Genomic DNA, 16213 nt, shown 5'->3' on the forward strand with positions numbered 1-16213 from the left:
ATCCGGCGCGACGAATCTACGCGCCGCACCGACCGTCTCAACTCCCCGAACGCCCGCCTCGCCCGGTTTTCGCCTTGGGCTTCGCCGTGGCCGGTTTTACTCCCACGTCCACAGCGACCTCGGCGCTCTCGACGCCCGTGCGGCTGACCGCCGTGAGAATCACGCGCGTCGTCGCCACGTCGGGCAGTCGATGCGTTTTGAGCCACCCCGGCAGCACCTCTGTCGTCCAGATCGTTTCTTTGGCCAGCGACCGCACGGTCCAGAGCCACACGCGTTGATCGCCTCCACCCCCGCCCCCCCCACCACCGGAGGTCATGCGCAACAGCAAGTCGCCGGTTTCCGGGTCTTTCGCGACCGTGGCGGTCGGGCGTGCCGGCGGCTTCGCGCCGAGCCAGGGCGACGCCGGCACGAGGGCCGGCTCCGCGTACCGCGCCGACACTCTCTCGGCGAGGCTGTCCGGGTCCTTGATCAGCGCCGTCATGTTGAAGTGGATGTGGCCCGCCTGGGCGTTGTCTCGCGCACGGATCGTATCGATCTGATCGACGATCTCCTGCGCGGTGAATCGCGACCCGCCGGCTCCCGCCTCGCCGACCCGGTAGTCGGCAAGTCCCGGCCAAATGTGCCGGTGTTTAGAGTTTTGTGACAGCCACCAGTCGAGCAGCACCGGGAAGCTCTGCTCCGGCGGGCGGATCTGCCAATACAGCTGCGGCGCGAAGTAGTCCGCCCATCCCTTCTCGAGCCACAGCCTGGAGTTGGCGTAGATCGTCGCGTATGCGTCGAGACCGCGGATCTGCGGCGGATTGCCAGGACGCCAGATCCCGAACGGGCTGATGCCGACTTTGACCCACGGCTTCACCGCGTGCACGCCGCGGTAGAGCGCGGCGACCATCGAATCGACGTTCGCGCGACGCCAGTCGTCCTTCGCCAATGCTCCGCCGGCCTTCTTGTACGCGGCGTAGGTATCGGCGTCCGGAAAATCAATCGCGTGTCCCCCCGGGGTCTCGGTCTCCGGATACGGATAGAAATAGTCGTCGATGTGAACGCCATCGACGTCGTAGCGCTTCACGACGTCGACGATCGTGCGAATCGTTCTGCGTCGAACCTCGGCGCTTCCCGGGTCCATCCACAAAAAGCGAGCATACGGTTTCACCAGACCGGGCCGCGCGCGCGCGATGTGCGTGCTGGCGATCGCCGTGTCGCGAACGTACGCCGCGCGATACGGGTTGAACCACGCGTGCAGCTCGAGTCCGCGTTTGTGCGCCGCGTCCACGGCGAACGCCAGCGGGTCCCACGGCGGTTCGGGCGCGCGTCCCTGTCGCCCCGTGATGTATTGCGACCAGGGCTCGTAGGGCGACGAGTAGAACGCGTCGCCCCCAGGCCGCACGTGAAAGACGATCGCGTTCAGTCCGAGATCGACGGCGCGGTCGAGAATCGTGAGCAGCTCTCGCTGCTGGTCCCACGTGGAGAGGCCCGGTTTCGACGGCCAATCCATGTTGGCGACCGTCGCCACCCAGACGCCGCGGAATTCGCGCATCACCGGCGGCGGACTTTGCCCAGCCGCGGCATTCGCGTACATGGCGCCGCACACCGCCGCGACCCGACAGATCGAATTCGAGCGCATCCTGAAGCTATGCGCTCACACGAGCGATTGAGCTAACTCAGCGTTCGCGCGTCCAGAGCACGAGTACGCCGCAACCCTGCGACGTCGAGTTGTACTCCGGCGGCATCGCCGCCGCGCCATCGTAGAACTCGGCCCCGGCGATGTTCAATCCGTCCATTTTGGCGAAGTCGGGAACCTGCTGCCCTCTCATCGTGAGATCGAAGATCCGCACGCCGTCCTGAATCACGGTCACGTAGCAATTGGGCTGACGGCAACCCACCAACGCGTTGCCCGCGCACGGCTTTCGCGACGAGACGATGTACGTCTCTCCGTGCGGCCCGTGGGTGAACATCAACCCGGGCATCCGCGAAATCAGGATGTTGCCGAGGGGCTTTCCGTCATCCTTTCGAAACTGGTCTTCGGTCACGAAGTGGCCGAAGCCCTGTCGCTGGTGCTCCACAAAGGTGTTCAACCCGGAGCCCAGGTAATGGGGCGTCGAATCCTTCACCACGACCGGATCGAGCGTCGTCGCGGTTGCATGCGTCAGCACGACGGTGATCGGCACGGTATCAGCCGGCGAGATCGCGACCGTTAGCGTCTGCATCTCGAATCCGACCTTGCGCACCCGCACCATGCTCCCGCCTTCGGGCAGGAACATCAGGCTCACCGTTCCGGTCTTCGTGGTGAGCGCCTTGTTGCCGTTCAGCACGTCGATGACTTCGGCGCCTTCGACCGGGTCGCCGGTCGTCGCGTCGTAGACGCCGAGGAAGCGATACCGGTACGCGTAGTTGGTGGGCTTCTTTCCCGTCGTATCCGTCGCTGGGCTCTGCGCCCGAGCCACCGGCACCACGGCGCCGGCCAACGACACGGCGCATGCGACTGCCATCAACGTTTTCATAACAAGTCCAGACCCCCGCAAAGCCGTAACCGTCACGCGGCTATATTGATAGGCATGGCTAAGTACGACAAGACCCGCGCATGGAAAGAGGCGAAAGAGCTGGTTGCCGAGCACAAAACGTCGCTCGCGATCGGTTTCGGCCTGATGCTCATAAATCGCGTCGCCGGACTAGTGTTGCCGCTCACGTCGAAGTTCCTGGTCGACGACGTCATCACCAAGCACCGAACCGACCTGCTGATGCCGCTTGCCGCCTTCGCCGTCGTCATGACGGTCATCCAAGGCGGTACCTCGTTCGCCCTGTCCCAGGTCGTGAGCATCGCGGCGCAACGGGCGATCACCGAGATGCGCAAGCGCGTGCAGGCGCACGTGCTTCGTTTGCCCGTCTCGTACTTCGATTCGACCAAGACGGGCGTCCTGATCTCGCGCGTGATGACAGACGCCGAGGGCGTGCGGAATCTGGTGGGAACCGGCCTCATCCAGCTCGTCGGCAGCATGCTGACCGCGGTCTTGTCGCTCGGCGTGCTTTTCTATGTGAACTGGAAGCTCACCGGCGCCACGCTCGTGCTGCTCGGCATTTTTGGCCTGATGATGACGACGGCGTTCAGCCGCCTGCGCCCGCTCTTTCGCGAGCGCGGCGCGATCAACGCCGAAGTCACGGGCCGTCTCACGGAGACGATCGGCGGCGTGCGCCTCGTGAAGGTCTACGTCGCCGAGCCGCGCGAGCGTCTCGTCTTCGCGCGCGGCGTGCACAAGCTGTTTCGCAACGTCGCCAAGACGATCACCGGCACGTCGGCCGTCGGCGCCGGCACGGCAGTCCTCACGGGACTGATCGGCGTCCTGCTCATCGTGATCGGCGGTCCGTCGGTGTTGAATGGATCGATGACACTCGGCGACATGTTCATGTACGTCTTCTTCATCGGACTCCTCGCCGCGCCGCTCGTGCAGATGGCATCCATCGGCACGCAGGTGAGCGAGGCCTTCGCCGGCCTGGATCGGATCGCCGAGATCCGGGCGATGACGACCGAAGACCAGGCTGACGCCGACAAGGAGACCGTGAACGACGTCAACGGAGACGTCGAGTTCCAGGACGTCTCGTTCGAGTACGTGCCCGACACGCCGGTCCTCAAGCACGTGTCGTTCAGCGCGGAAGCCGGTTCCACGACGGCGCTCGTCGGCTCGAGCGGATCCGGAAAGAGCACGCTGATCGGATTGGTGATGGCGTTCAACCATCCCAAGAGCGGCCGCGTGCTCGTCGACGGCAAGGACATCGCGAACGTCAAGCTGCGCGACTTCCGCTCGCACGTCGGCGTCGTGATGCAGGACAACTTCCTGTTCGACGGCACCGTCCGCGAGAACATCGCGTTCAGCAAGCCGGGCGCGACCGACGAGGAGGTCCGCACCGCCGCCCACATCGCGCACTGCGACGAATTCGTCGACCGCTTCGAGAAAGGGTACGATACGATCGTCGGCGAGCGCGGCGTGAAGCTGTCGGGCGGCCAACGCCAGCGCGTCGCCATCGCGCGCGCGATCCTCGCCGATCCGAGAATCCTCATTCTCGACGAAGCCACGTCGAGCCTGGACAGCGAGAGCGAGGCGATGATCCGCGATGGTCTCCGCTCGCTGCGTCACGGACGCACGACCTTCGTCATCGCGCACCGCCTCTCGACGATCGAGAGCGCCGACCAGATCCTCGTCCTCGAGAACGGCGAGATCGTCGAACGCGGCTCCCACCGCCAACTCCTCGCGCTCGGCGGTCGCTACCGCCAACTGTACGAGCGTCAGTACGGCGCCGAGAAGGACGAGTACATCAACCCCGGCGAAGATTTCCTGACCGTCGCCGGCAAGGACGTTGTGCGAAAGCTCTGAGTTTCGCTCCAGCTGCAATTGCAGCGGCAACTGCAACCGCGACGACAAGAACGACAAACTGCTCACCGCAGAGACGCGGAGCACGCAGAGGCCCGCAGAGATTTTCGATGGGCGTCGGGCGCCCGCGTGCAATAGGCGGGATCTTTCGGTTACTGCCGCTCGGCCTCGATCCTGCCTCTGATGGAAATGGGCCGAGCGGCTCCTTCCGAAGTCTTTCAGGCGCCGAGCCCTCTGCGGCCCTCTGCGTCTCTGCGGTGAGCTGTTGCAGGTGTGTTGCAGCTCTGCGGCCCCAAAGGGTCAGGAATCAGCTCGAAGCGCCTCGACCGGGTTGACCGTCGCCGCGCGGCGCGCGGGCACGAACGCCGCCGCGATCGTCGACGCCAGGACGACGCCGATGCCGATCGCGTAGCCGAACGGGTCGTAGACGTTGATCCACATGAACGACGCCGCGAAGAGCTTCGACACGCCGAGCGCCGCGAGCCCGCCGACCGCCGTGCCGACGACCGCGAGACGCGTAGCGTTCCCGAGCACCAAGCCGATCAGCGAGCGACCCGACGCACCCAGCGGCATCCGCACGCCCATCTCGCGCATGCGTTGCGCGACGAGATCGGAAAGCACGCCGTACACGCCCGCGATCGTCAGGAGCAGCGCGACCGCGCCGATGAACCAGGCGATCGCGTACGACACTTGGTACGGATAGACCTGCACGTCCATCGCCTGCTCGAGCGTGTGCACGTCGCCGATCGCGCTCGAGTCGATGGCCGCCACGGCGCGGCTCAGCGTCGCGCGCGCGACGAGTGCGTCGCCCGTCACGCGCACGAGGAGAAACGAGTTCCTCGCGTCGACCGGCTGCGGATAGTAGACGACGGGGGTCTCGGGGCTTCGACCCACCCACCCGGGCGTCGCGTTTCTCGCCACGCCGACGACCGACGCCCGATGGTACGGCGTGAGTCGCTTTCGCGAATCGCCGGTCGCCGCCATCACGACGTCTTTGCCGATTGGATCGACGCCCGGCCACACGCGTGCCGCCGCGGCTTGGGAGACGACGGCGACCGAACTGTTGTCTCGCCCTTCGTCCGCCGAGAAGCCGCGCCCGCGGACGATGGGGAGCTCGAGCACCGCAAAATATTCCGGCGAGACGAGATTGAAGTCGAATCGAATCGCCGTCGAGTCGCCTGCCTTGATCTCCACCTTGTCCAGGCCACCGTCGAGCGGAGGCCGTTCAGCGCTCGCCACAGCGAGCACGGTGTGATCCGCGACAATGCGCTCGATCACTTGCCGCGGAACGCTGTCACTCATCGACATTTGCACGATGTTTCTCGTGCGAAACCCGACATCCAACTGCCCGTGGACCATCGCCGCTCGCAACAGGACGCCGGTGCAGACGAGCAGCAATACGCTCACGGCGATTTGTCCGAACAGGAGCAGCGCCCGCAGCGTTGATCTCCGAAACGGCGTATCGAAGTCTCCGCGCGACGCGCGCACGACGCTCGGACGGGTCGATTGAATCGCCGGCATCAGACCAAAGCCGATTGCGGACACGAACGCCGCCGCGAGCATGAAGCCGAGCACGCGGCCGTCCGGCTCCAGCGCCGGCAGGTGAACGAGGCCGGCGATCGTATCGGGCATCGTCGCGAAAAACGCATGCACGCCGGCTCGCACCGTCACTCTCGAAACCGCGTACGCAAGCGCCGCGCACGGCACCGCGAGGAGCAGCGCCTCGGTGAGCAATTGCTTCACCACGCGTCCGCGTCCGGCGCCAAGCGCCAGCCGGATGCCCATCTCGCGCTGACGGGCCATCCCGCGCGCCAGCATCATGTTCGCGACGTTCGCGCACGCCGTGAGCATGACGAGGAGAAGGGCGACGGCAACCGGCATGAACACCGCGATGGCCTCGCGGTCGAGCGGCACCGACGTTCCCTTCGGAATGAGCTGCAGAAATCGGTCGAGCAAGTCACGCCGCCCTGACGGCGTCGTGTTGATGATCCATGCACGAAGCCTCGACAACGCTTGGTCCGGGCTGAGCAGGGGTCGAACGTGGCCCGTGACGGTGATCGGCGTCGAATCTCCGAGCGGCTTCATGGTGAGCGGGGCCCAGAACTGCACCGGCACGGATCCGAGTCCGCTGAACCCCGGCCGCGCGACCCCGACGATCGTCATCAGCGTGCGATCCACGAGAACCGCCCTGCCGACGATCGCCGTGTCGCCGCCGAATGACGATTGCCATGTGTCGTAGCTCAGCACCGTCCGATCGTCGCCACGACGCCGACGACGAACGTCGGCGCCCGGCGGAGGGTCCTAAGCCCGTGGCTCACGTCCTGCGTCAGCTCGTCGAGCCACCGCCAGCGCATCGTGTCGCGCGCCGCTTCGGCGTGCACGGTCAGATTGCCGAGCGCGCGCCGCGTCGTGCGCGTCGGGCGGCGACATGCCGTTGGCCACGTTGCGCTCCGTCTCGCGCTCGAGATGGTAGCGCAGCTCGTCATCGAGCTCTGCGTCGGCGCCGCGTCGATCGAGCAGCGCGCGAAGACGGATGAGAAACGACGTGAGCATGGTCGTCAGCCGGTGCGCAGGATCAAGCCGAGCGCCTGCTGAAAGCGCTCCCACTCGCGCCGCTCGGTGTCGAGCTGTTTGAGCCCGTTGGGCGTGAGCTCGTAGAAGCGCGCGCGGCGGTTGTTCTCCGACGTGCCCCATCGCCCTTTGATGAGCCCCTTGCCCTCGAGGCGGCGCAACGCGGGATAGAGCGAGCCGTAGTTCACGTCCAGCACCCCTTTCGACACGACCTGGATCGACTGGGTCATGTCCCAGCCGTTCGCCGGGCCGGCGCGAAGCAGACGAAGGACGATCAGGTCGAGCGTGCCCTGCAGGAGGTCGGTCTTGCGCGCGGTCATCATTCCTCTAGATTGCCAATAGGAACACGATGCGGCCGGACCTCTAGATTGTCAATAGGAGTGTCCGCCCGGCCGGCGTGTTACGTTTCCTGGGTCGCGGCTCGCCACGACGGGACGTCCGGATGGCTCGGTCGTCCCTGGAACGAGGGACCCCATCGGCGGCGAACCCCACCCGCTTTTCTCCAACGCCCCGTATCGATGTTGTTGTCGCTCTTGTCTGCCGCATTCCTGGCCTTTTCGCGGACCGATTCGCGCGTGATTCGCGCGGCCGAGGACAGCCTGCGCTGCGCTCCCGGCGAACGCCGTGTCGAGATCGCCGCGGCCGCCGATCCGCGCCCCGGCTACTCCTCCGACGAACAGCTGCAGTACTCCGCCTACTATGGAAAGCTGCGCGTCGGCAGCGGCGAGATGCGGCTCGCCGGCCGCGACACCGTGCGCGGCCACTCCACGTGGAAGGCGATGTTCATCATGGACGGCGGTATTCCGGGCGCGCACGTCCATGACACCACCATCACGTGGTTCGATTCGGTCACGTTCAATTCCATGCGCTTCGTGCAGCGCGTGCACGACCCCGGATATCACGCTGACCGCGACACGCACATTTTCCCGGAAGACAAGACGTTTCGAACGAAGGACGGCGAGGTCCATCCGTCGGTCGCCGATCCACTCGACGACATGTCGCTCGTCTATCTCGTCCGCACGCTGCCGCTCGAGCCGGGACAGTGTTACGTGCTCAGCCGCTACTTCAAACCGGAAAGCAACCCGGTCGTCGTGCACGTCGTCCGCCGCGACACGGTGGACGTACCCGCCGGCCGTTTTCCCGCGATCATGCTGCGGCCCGAGATCAAGACGAAAGGCATCTTCTCGAAGGACGGCCACGCCGAGCTCTGGCTCGCCGACGATTCGGCGCGTACGGTGCTGCAGCTCAAGACCGGTCTCTCGTTCGGATCGATCAGCCTGAAGCTGAAACACATCGGACGCAATCCGTGACGCGTCCAGCATCGCGCCGCGATCGCGCACGTTCGCGTTAAGACATCTAAACGCGGATCTATGCGCTCCCTCGGACTACGCGACTTCCCAACCCCGCGTAGCCTCCGCGCGTAGAGAAGGTGTCCATTCAATTTGCGAACACCTTCGAGGCCGCCGTGTCACCTCGCCGATCGATATCACTGTTGCTCGTTCTGCTGCTGGGCGCGTTCGCTCCGTCGCGCCTCCACGCGCAGGGCGACGCGGACATCATTCGCGGCCGCGTCATCGGGCCCGACAAGAAGCCGGTCGAAAACGTCACCGTCACCGCGACGTCGCTCGTCAACCAGACGTCGCGCACCGCGAAGACCAACAAGGACGGCCGCTTCTCGATCATCTTCAACGGCGGCGGCGGCGATTACATGATGGCGTACATCGCGATCGGCTTCGCGCCGACGCGATTCGAGGTGAAGCGCGAGGTCGATGAGGATATTCTCATCGCCGACGCGACGGTGAACAAGACGGCGGTGTCGCTCGACGCGGTGCGCGTGACCGCGGGGCGCGAGCGTCCCGACCGCAACGGCAACTCGCTCGACGTCGGCGGCCGCGACCAGGCCGTCAACACGAACAACGTGCCGATCGACATCCTCGGGGATCTCTCGGCGATGGCGGCGACGCTTCCCGGCGTCACGTTGATTCCCGGCGCCGACGGCGCCGCGAGCGGATTCTCGGTGCTCGGACTGGGCGCCGACCAGAACAACATCACGCTCAACGGACTGAACTTCGCCGGCACGGACCTGCCGCGCGACGCCACGACGCAGCAGCGGGTGACGACGTCGAGCTTCGATCCGTCGCGTGGCGGATTCTCCGGCGCACAGATCTCGCTGCGCACGAACAGCGGCACCAACTACATCACCCGGTCGCTGCACCAGACCGTCGACGCGCCGGACCTTCAGTACTCGAACGCCATCGGCCGTGCGCTCGGCCAACCCTTTACGAACTTGCAGCTCAGCGGGAGCGCCGCGGGGCCCTTCGTTCTCGACAAAGCGTTCTATGCGCTGTCGTGGCAGGCGGGCCGCCGGTCCAGCAATCTGCAGGATTTGCTGAACCTGACCGGGGACCCCCTGGCACTCGAAACCGTCGGCGTCTCGCCCGACTCGGTCCAGCGCCTCATCTCACTGCTGAACCAGGCGCAGATTCCGCTCACGAACAACGCGATCCCGAGTTCCAAGCTCACGCAGAATGGCTCGTTCCTGTCGAGCTTCGATTTCGCGCCGAGCGGCGGCCACTTCTATAACGTCACCGTGAATGGCCGCTGGCAGGGTCAGGACGGCGCCAGCCTCTCGAATACGGCGGTGCCGGACCACGGCGGCGACAACCGCTCGTACGGTGGCACGCTCCAGGCCCGGCACTCCGCGTACTTCAAGGACAACTTCCTCGACAACACGAGCGGCTCGATTCAGGAGAGCGTGACGCAGGGAAGCCCCTACATCGAGCTCCCGTCGGCAACGGTCCGCGTCAACTCGATCTTCCCCGATGGCAATGCCGGCACCTCGAACCTTCAGTTCGGCGGGAACACCGGCCTCCCGCGAAACTCGCACACACTGAACACCGAGCTGCAGAACGAGATTTCCTGGATCAGCCTCGACAACAAGCACCGCTACAAGTTCGGCCTCGACTTCCGCTACAACCGCTACTCGCAGGACAACACGACGAACCGCTTCGGAACGTACACGTACAACTCCATCCAGGATTTCGAGGACGGCGTGCCGGCGAGCTTCAGCCGTCGACTCCAGGTGAACCAGCGCTTTGGCGACGACATCGGCGCGTCCGGCTGGCTGGGCGACGCGTGGCGCGCGACTCCGCGATTCCAACTGACGTACGGTCTGCGCGTCGACGCTTCTCACTTCCAGGGCAATCCGCAGTTCAACCCGGCGATCGACTCCGTTTATCAGCTTCGAAACGACGCCGTGCCGCGCGGCATCTACGTCAGCCCGCGCCTGGGCTTCAGCTGGACGTACGGAACGAATCCGCAGATCGGCGGCTTCCAAGGCGCCCAGCGCGGATCGCGCGGACAGATCAGCGGCGGCTTCGGACAGTTCCAGAACCTGCCGAGCTCCCCGCTCATCGCCGCGGCCGTCGATCAGACGGGACTCCCGTCGGCGGCGCAGCAGTTGAGCTGCATCGGGAGTGCCGTTCCGTCGCCCGACTGGCAGCAGTATCTCCAGAACACGGGGATGATCCCGACGACGTGCGCGGGCGACATCTCGTCGTTCACGAGCACGGTACCGAACGTCGTGCTCTTCTCCAAGGATTACATCCCGCAGCGAAGCTGGCGCGCGAACTTGAACTGGAACGCGCCGATTCTGAACAACATGTTCCGGCTCACGAGCGGCGCAACGTACTCGTTGAACCTGAACCAGCAGAGCCAGGTCGACCTGAACTTCAACCGCAAGCCGGTGTTCACGCTCTCGAACGAGGGCCGGCCGATCTACGTCGATCCGTCGCTGATTTTCCCGTCGACGGGCCAGACGATCGAGACGGGCTCACGCGTCTCGTCGGAGTTCGCGAACGTCACGAACTATGTATCCGACCTTCATTCGCATACGACACAGCTCCAGGTCGGCATCTCGCCGGTGGCATTCAACTCGGCGTTCCAGTGGGGCGTGACGTACGTCTGGCAGAAAGTCCTCGACGAGCAGCGCGGGTTTGGCGGCGGCAGTACAGCGAGCGATCCGTACCTGATCCAGTGGGCGCGCGGCAACCAGGACGCTCGCCACCAGATCACCTACAACATCGGGTACACGTTCCATCAGGCCGTGAGCGTCGTCGCGCTCGGCCGGGTCCAGTCGGGGAATCCTTTTACGCCGATGGTGGCGGGCGACATCAACGGCGACGGCTACAACAACGATCGAGCGTTCATCTACGATCCATCCAGGGTCACCGGCGACTCGGCTCTGGCGGCCGGAATGCGCAACCTGCTCGCGAACGCACCCAGCTCGGTGAAGTCGTGCCTCCAGAGCCAGCTTGGCACGATCGCCGGTCGGAACAGCTGCCAGGCTCCATGGTACACGACGCTCAGCCTGCGCGTCTCGCTCATCTCGCAGGCCATGAGGGTCGTTCCGGACCGCGCCACGATCTCGCTCGGCATCGCCAACCCGCTTACGGGTCTCGACGCGCTCGTCCACGGCTCGAACAACCTGCATGGCTGGGGTGCGCCGTCGTTCGCCGACCCGACGCTCTTGCTGGCCAAGGGCTTCGACCCGGCGTCGCAGCAGTACCAGTACACGGTGAACCCGCGCTTTGGCGCGAATCGGCAGGCCACCACCACGCTCCTCGCGCCGACGCAGCTCACCCTCGACGTGCGTCTCGACGTCGGGCCGGAGCGTGAACGCCAAGACCTGTTCCTTCGCCTGCGCTCGGGCCGCGGCGGCCGCGGCAACAAGCTCAGCGCCGATCAGATCAAGATTCAGTACGAGCGCACCTACCCGAACCCGTTCGAGCAGATGCTCCGCCAGCAGGACTCGCTGGGCCTGAGCAACGAGACCGCCGACAGCATCGCGATCCTGAACAAGGCGTACGGCAAGGTGATCGACTCGATCTGGACGCCCGTCGCGGCGTACCTCGCCGGGCTCGAGGAGAAGTACGATCTCGACGCCGCCTACGATCGCGTGCGCACGGCGGAGAACAGGTCGCTCGATCAGATGGCGATCTACGGACCAGCGGCCAAGAATTTGTTGACGCCCGAGCAGGTCCGAAAGCTCCCGCCGTTCATCGCGCTGTTCCTCGACAATCAGGCGATTCGCCAGGTGAGACCGGGACGGGCGGGCGGAGGACGAGGCGGATTCTTCGGAGGATGATGCAGTTTCTAGAAAGCTCTTTCGGACGGCGCCGTCGTGATGACGGCGCCGTTCTTTTTTACTTCGGCATCAGCCTGGGTCCTCGGCCACTCTGAGTTCGATCGCCTAGTGGCTCTTTGCCCTCACGTGACTGTGCGCGCCCGGGCTCGTCGTTCGGTCATGCCCCTCGACTCTCTCCGCTCCGCCGCGCGCAGTCTCCGCCGTCAGCCTGCCTTCGTCTCGGTCGTCGTTCTGTCGCTCGCCCTCGGCATCGCGCTCAACACGACTATGTACGGCATGCTCGACGCGCTCCTCCGTCCGCGCATCGACGTGCGCGATCCGGCGCAGCTCTACTGGATCCGCTTCTACGGCGACTACAAGTGGCACGTGGACGCCCCGACTCGCGACACGGTGTTGTCGAGCGGGCTGCACACGTACGAGTCGGTGACTCGTGCCGAGCTCGCGATCTTCGCGCAGCAGATCCAGCACGACGGTCACTTCTCCGAAGGCGTCGTGCAGGGTGTTGCCTGGAACTATTTCGACGTGCTCGGCGCGCGCCCCCTCGCCGGTCGCACGTTCATCTCCTCCGACGAGACGCCGGATCCATCGGCGATCGTCATCGGCCAAACGGTCGCGTCGCAGCTGTTCCCAAACGGCGATTCGCCGATCGGCGCCACGATCACGATCAACCACCAGCCACGCGTCGTCGTCGGCGTCGTGTCGGACTTCACACGGCTCCCCGGCGAGCTGGCGGTCGCTTGGCAGGTCGCCCCGCGCAAGCTGCGCGGCGGGTTGTTTCAACGACTCATCCGCCTTCGTCCCGGCGCGACTCGTGCCGACGCCGAGCGCGAGCTGTCGACGGTGTCCGCGCGCATCGCGATCGCGGCGGGCGAGAATCCGAAAGACGACGTGCTCCGCTTCCACCAGGCGGCCGACCCCGAGTTCCAGCTTCGCCCGATGCATCGGGGTCTCATCTATGCCGTCGCGGCGATCCTGCTCGTGGCGTGCGCCAACCTGGCGAACATTCAGCTGGCTCGCGGCATCGGACGCCGGCGCGAGCTCGCGCTTCGATCGGCATTGGGCGCGTCGCGCAGCCGGATCATCACGCACTTGATGGGCGAGAGCATCATTCTCGGCGTCGCCGGGCTCGCGCTGGGGCTCGTGCTCACCTATTGGGGCGCGAGGTCGCTCCACGCGTCGATCCCCCCGACCGTGGGCAAGTACATCGTCGAGCCGCAGATGAGTTGGCGCGTGTTGGTATTCGCGATCGTCGCGCTGCTCTTCTGTTTGTTCGCGGTCGGTCTCGCGCCCGCGATCAGCATCTCGCGCACGGATCCGAACGAGCTGCTCAAGTCGGGCGCCGGCACCGGAGCGACGAAGCGGAATCGGCGGCGCTACGCGTTGCTGGTCGGCGTGGAGATCGCGCTGTCGCTCGCGCTGTGCTGCATCGCCACCGCGACGGTGCACACCTGGATGTTCTACAAAGGCCGCACCTCGGTTGGGTACGATCCCCGCATGCTGTCGACGGGTAGTCTCACCGTGCAGGTCCCGCCGGGCAGCGCCGTGCGGTACTCCGAGCTCCTGCAGACGATGGCCGCGCGCATCTCGGCGATTCCCGGCGTGACCGGCGCGGCGACCGCCGCACCGCTGGGAATGCCCGAGGGCAGCGCCGTCACCGTCGCGGACGCCGGCGGGGTCCGCGAGTTTCCCGCGCCGCTCTTCGGCGTGACAGCCGTGTCACCGTCGTACGTGCGCACGATGGGCTGGCCGGTCGTGCGCGGTCGCGATTTCATCGAGGGCGAACGCGATCGCGGAGGTCTGATCATCGATCAGGCGACCGCCCGAAAGCTCTGGCCCAACAACAACCCGATCGGAGCGCTGCTCAAGCTCGGCTACAAGAAGTCGAACCGGCCGTACGTTCCGGTCGTCGGCATCATCGGCGAGCAGAAGGGGTTCGAGACGCCGACCGAGGATTCGCAGACCGGCGCACGGCTCGGGCGCGTGTTCTACTTGCCCGGCCCGAACGACACGGCGACCGCCTCGCGCGTGTTGATGACGTTCAGAGCGCGCGCCGCGAATCATCCGGAGCGGTTGCCGACGGTTCTTCGTGAACAAATCGGCTCGTTCCCCGACGCCAATGTGTCGCAGGTCATGACGATGGTGGACTTCCTCGGAATCACGACCGGACTGCAGGGCGCGCGCTTCTTGTCCGAATTGTTCGTGGCGTTCGCGCTGTTGGCGATCGCGCTCGCCGCGTTCGGCGTGTACGGCGTCGTCGCGCACGCTGTCGCGGAGCGGCGGCGCGAGCTCGGCGTCCGTGTGGCGCTCGGCGCGACGACGCGCGACATCCTGCACGCGGTGCTGCGAGAGTCCGTGGTCGTAGCGCTGGCCGGCGCCGCGGGCGGTCTCTATCTCACCAGGGGCGGCGTGCTGCTGGTGTCGGAGATCGCCATGCTCGACGTCTACAACGCGCCGATGTTCGCACTCGTGGCCATCGCGGTGCTAGGAGTCGCGACCGCGACGGCTTTTGTCCCGGCGATGAGAGCGACGAGAATCGATCCCACGGAGTCGCTCAGAGCGGAGTGACAGCCAACCGCGATTGTCGGCCAGTCTGGTTTCTGGTGGCCGGTCAAAGCTCGGCGCGCGCTAGAAATCGGACGTCTGATATCCGACATCGGACCTCAGACCAGCTCGCCGGTTCGTGCCCCGCTTGGGCCGGGGCTTAAACCTTTCGATAAGAGCCGACCGGCATGGCGAGGGCTGGGCTGACATCGGACGTCCGCTATCAGACGTCCGATGTCCCACAAGAATGTGGACCGCTCGGAGAGACAGCCGCGGAATGGCCGCCGCGCCGTTTACTTGACCAACTTCGCCCCGGTCAATAGGGCCACCGCGGCAAGCGTCGTCTGCGCCGCATTCAGCCCCAACCTGAAATCCTTGTCGTTGTACGTCGAGTACAAATCCGTCGGCTGGTGCCACTGCGGGTCCCACCCGGCGCCGATCTGTTCGCCGCGCTCGTTCTCGCGCAGAGAAATCGACGGCACGAGATCCTGGAACGGTCCCGAATCGGTGTTCGTCATGTGCTGCCCGACGCGCGCGGGATAATCCGTCGCGTATTTCTCGTTCGCCGTTTGGAAGAACCACGCGAGCTTCTGCGCGCCTTCGGCGTGCTTGGACGTGACTTGGAATTCGATGTTGACGTCGGCCTCGGGACGCTGGTCGGGACTCATCGTGCCGTCGGGGCGCGGCATGCCGTGGTCGAACATCATCATGTCGTGCTGGATCATGCCCAGCCATTTGGGCTCGGGGTATTTCCCCGAGCCGGGCGGATTCTCCCTGCCCTGAAGCGAATCGCGCTGCGCGATGTAGGCGCGCGCTCCGTTCGTGCCCGTCTCTTCGTTGTTCCAGAGGATGAATCGGATCGAGCGATCCGTCTTCACGTCGGGGCTGCTGAAGACGCGCGCGACCTCCATGACCAGCGCGGTGCCCGAGCCGTCGTCGTTCGCCGCTTCGTTCCAGCCGTGGCCGTCCATGTGGCCGCCGACGATGTACATCTCCTCCGGATGCGTCGAGCCGACCTTCGTGCAGAACACTTCTTGGCGCTCGCCGTCCTTGGCGGGCTCGGTGTCGAGCGCGCGAATGCGCGGGTCAGGCTGCTTTAGCGAATCCGTATTGACGCCTGTTTGGATCCGGTAGCCGCGAATGCGGCCGCCGCCTTGCGCGGCGTTGCCACGGCCCCGACCGCGGCCGCCGGCGCTGTCGCCGCCGGCACCGCCGCGCGCGCGCGGAGGAGGCGTGACGTACGTGTAGGTGATGCGCTCGGTCGGTGTGCAGCCATAGCTCTTGAGCTGCGCCTCGATCCAGTCGACCGCCTTGCGGTTGCGCTCAGTTCCCTGTCGCCGATCGCCGAACTGCGTGAGGCCCTTGATGGTCGCCTTGTACTTCTCGAGATCGAGGCGGGCCACCATGAGGCGGACCGGATCGTTCAGGGTGTCAGGCGGCGCGCCTTCACTGCCGGCCGCCCCGCGCTGTGCTTGAATCGGCGCAGCGGCCAGGGCGAGAAGAGTCGAAATAGTCGCGACGGAAACCGCCGCGCGAGGCCTTAGAATGCGAGTGAGGGTGCTCATGATCTCGGGGGATTGGACGCCGGATCATG

10 protein-coding genes are annotated in these 16213 nt (G+C 65.7%); 4 read left to right on the forward strand and 6 right to left on the reverse strand.

The genetic code is table 11. The features are described from left to right. Positions 1 to 37: 37 nt before the first annotated feature. Positions 38 to 1621, reverse strand: coding sequence for a family 10 glycosylhydrolase (locus tag VGQ44_22945; protein HEV8449698.1), 1584 nt, complete (start codon positions 1619 to 1621; stop codon positions 38 to 40). 37 nt (positions 1622 to 1658) lie between these two features. Then, the gene (locus tag VGQ44_22950; protein HEV8449699.1) at positions 1659 to 2486 is read right to left on the reverse strand and encodes a hypothetical protein; all 828 of its coding nucleotides are present in this window, start codon (positions 2484 to 2486) and stop codon (positions 1659 to 1661) included. A 66-nt stretch (positions 2487 to 2552) separates the two neighbouring features. On the opposite strand from VGQ44_22950, the gene VGQ44_22955 reads away from it, so the two are divergent. Then, on the forward strand, positions 2553 to 4364 hold the full coding sequence (locus VGQ44_22955) for an ABC transporter ATP-binding protein (GenBank protein ID HEV8449700.1): 1812 nt from the start codon (positions 2553 to 2555) through the stop codon (positions 4362 to 4364). Between the two features lie 297 nt (positions 4365 to 4661). On the opposite strand, the gene VGQ44_22960 is transcribed toward VGQ44_22955, so the two are convergent. The 3 genes from VGQ44_22960 to VGQ44_22970 all read right to left on the reverse strand — a co-directional run bounded on the left by VGQ44_22960 (position 4662) and on the right by VGQ44_22970 (position 7252). Continuing rightward, on the reverse strand, positions 4662 to 6608 hold the full coding sequence (locus tag VGQ44_22960) for an FtsX-like permease family protein (GenBank protein ID HEV8449701.1): 1947 nt from the start codon (positions 6606 to 6608) through the stop codon (positions 4662 to 4664). Continuing rightward, a complete protein-coding gene (locus VGQ44_22965) occupies positions 6602 to 6847 on the reverse strand; it encodes a hypothetical protein (protein ID HEV8449702.1) in 246 nt (81 codons plus the stop codon). Before VGQ44_22965 ends, VGQ44_22960 begins: the two co-directional genes overlap by 7 nt. A gap of 72 nt (positions 6848 to 6919) precedes the next feature. Continuing rightward, complete coding sequence (locus VGQ44_22970) at positions 6920 to 7252, reverse strand: PadR family transcriptional regulator (GenBank protein HEV8449703.1); 333 nt, start codon at positions 7250 to 7252, stop codon at positions 6920 to 6922. A 198-nt stretch (positions 7253 to 7450) separates the two neighbouring features. On the opposite strand from VGQ44_22970, the gene VGQ44_22975 reads away from it, so the two are divergent. The 3 genes from VGQ44_22975 to VGQ44_22985 all read left to right on the forward strand — a co-directional run bounded on the left by VGQ44_22975 (position 7451) and on the right by VGQ44_22985 (position 14643). Then, complete coding sequence (locus VGQ44_22975) at positions 7451 to 8242, forward strand: DUF3108 domain-containing protein (GenBank protein HEV8449704.1); 792 nt, start codon at positions 7451 to 7453, stop codon at positions 8240 to 8242. A 155-nt stretch (positions 8243 to 8397) separates the two neighbouring features. After that, positions 8398 to 12078, forward strand: a complete 3681-nt coding sequence (locus VGQ44_22980; protein ID HEV8449705.1) for a TonB-dependent receptor — start codon at positions 8398 to 8400, stop codon at positions 12076 to 12078. 159 nt (positions 12079 to 12237) lie between these two features. Next, the gene (locus VGQ44_22985; protein ID HEV8449706.1) at positions 12238 to 14643 is read left to right on the forward strand and encodes an ABC transporter permease; all 2406 of its coding nucleotides are present in this window, start codon (positions 12238 to 12240) and stop codon (positions 14641 to 14643) included. Positions 14644 to 14912: 269 nt separating this feature from the next. On the opposite strand, the gene VGQ44_22990 is transcribed toward VGQ44_22985, so the two are convergent. After that, complete coding sequence (locus tag VGQ44_22990; GenBank protein ID HEV8449707.1) at positions 14913 to 16184, reverse strand: M28 family peptidase; 1272 nt, start codon at positions 16182 to 16184, stop codon at positions 14913 to 14915. Positions 16185 to 16213 lie beyond the last annotated feature (29 nt).

This window comes from Gemmatimonadaceae bacterium, assembly GCA_036003045.1.
Classification (GTDB): domain Bacteria; phylum Gemmatimonadota; class Gemmatimonadetes; order Gemmatimonadales; family Gemmatimonadaceae; genus JAQBQB01.

Excerpts from the sequence above, each read along its gene's own strand:
- VGQ44_22945 (HEV8449698.1), bottom strand. The coding sequence starts at position 1,621 with ATGCGCTCGAATTCGATCTGTCGGGTCGCGGCGGTGTGCGGCGCCATG.
- VGQ44_22950 (HEV8449699.1), bottom strand. The coding sequence starts at position 2,486 with ATGGCAGTCGCATGCGCCGTGTCGTTGGCCGGCGCCGTGGTGCCGGTG.
- VGQ44_22955 (HEV8449700.1), top strand. The coding sequence starts at position 2,553 with ATGGCTAAGTACGACAAGACCCGCGCATGGAAAGAGGCGAAAGAGCTG.
- VGQ44_22965 (HEV8449702.1), bottom strand. The coding sequence starts at position 6,847 with ATGACGAGCTGCGCTACCATCTCGAGCGCGAGACGGAGCGCAACGTGG.
- VGQ44_22970 (HEV8449703.1), bottom strand. The coding sequence starts at position 7,252 with ATGACCGCGCGCAAGACCGACCTCCTGCAGGGCACGCTCGACCTGATC.
- VGQ44_22975 (HEV8449704.1), top strand. The coding sequence starts at position 7,451 with ATGTTGTTGTCGCTCTTGTCTGCCGCATTCCTGGCCTTTTCGCGGACC.
- VGQ44_22985 (HEV8449706.1), top strand. The coding sequence starts at position 12,238 with ATGCCCCTCGACTCTCTCCGCTCCGCCGCGCGCAGTCTCCGCCGTCAG.
- VGQ44_22990 (HEV8449707.1), bottom strand. The coding sequence starts at position 16,184 with ATGAGCACCCTCACTCGCATTCTAAGGCCTCGCGCGGCGGTTTCCGTC.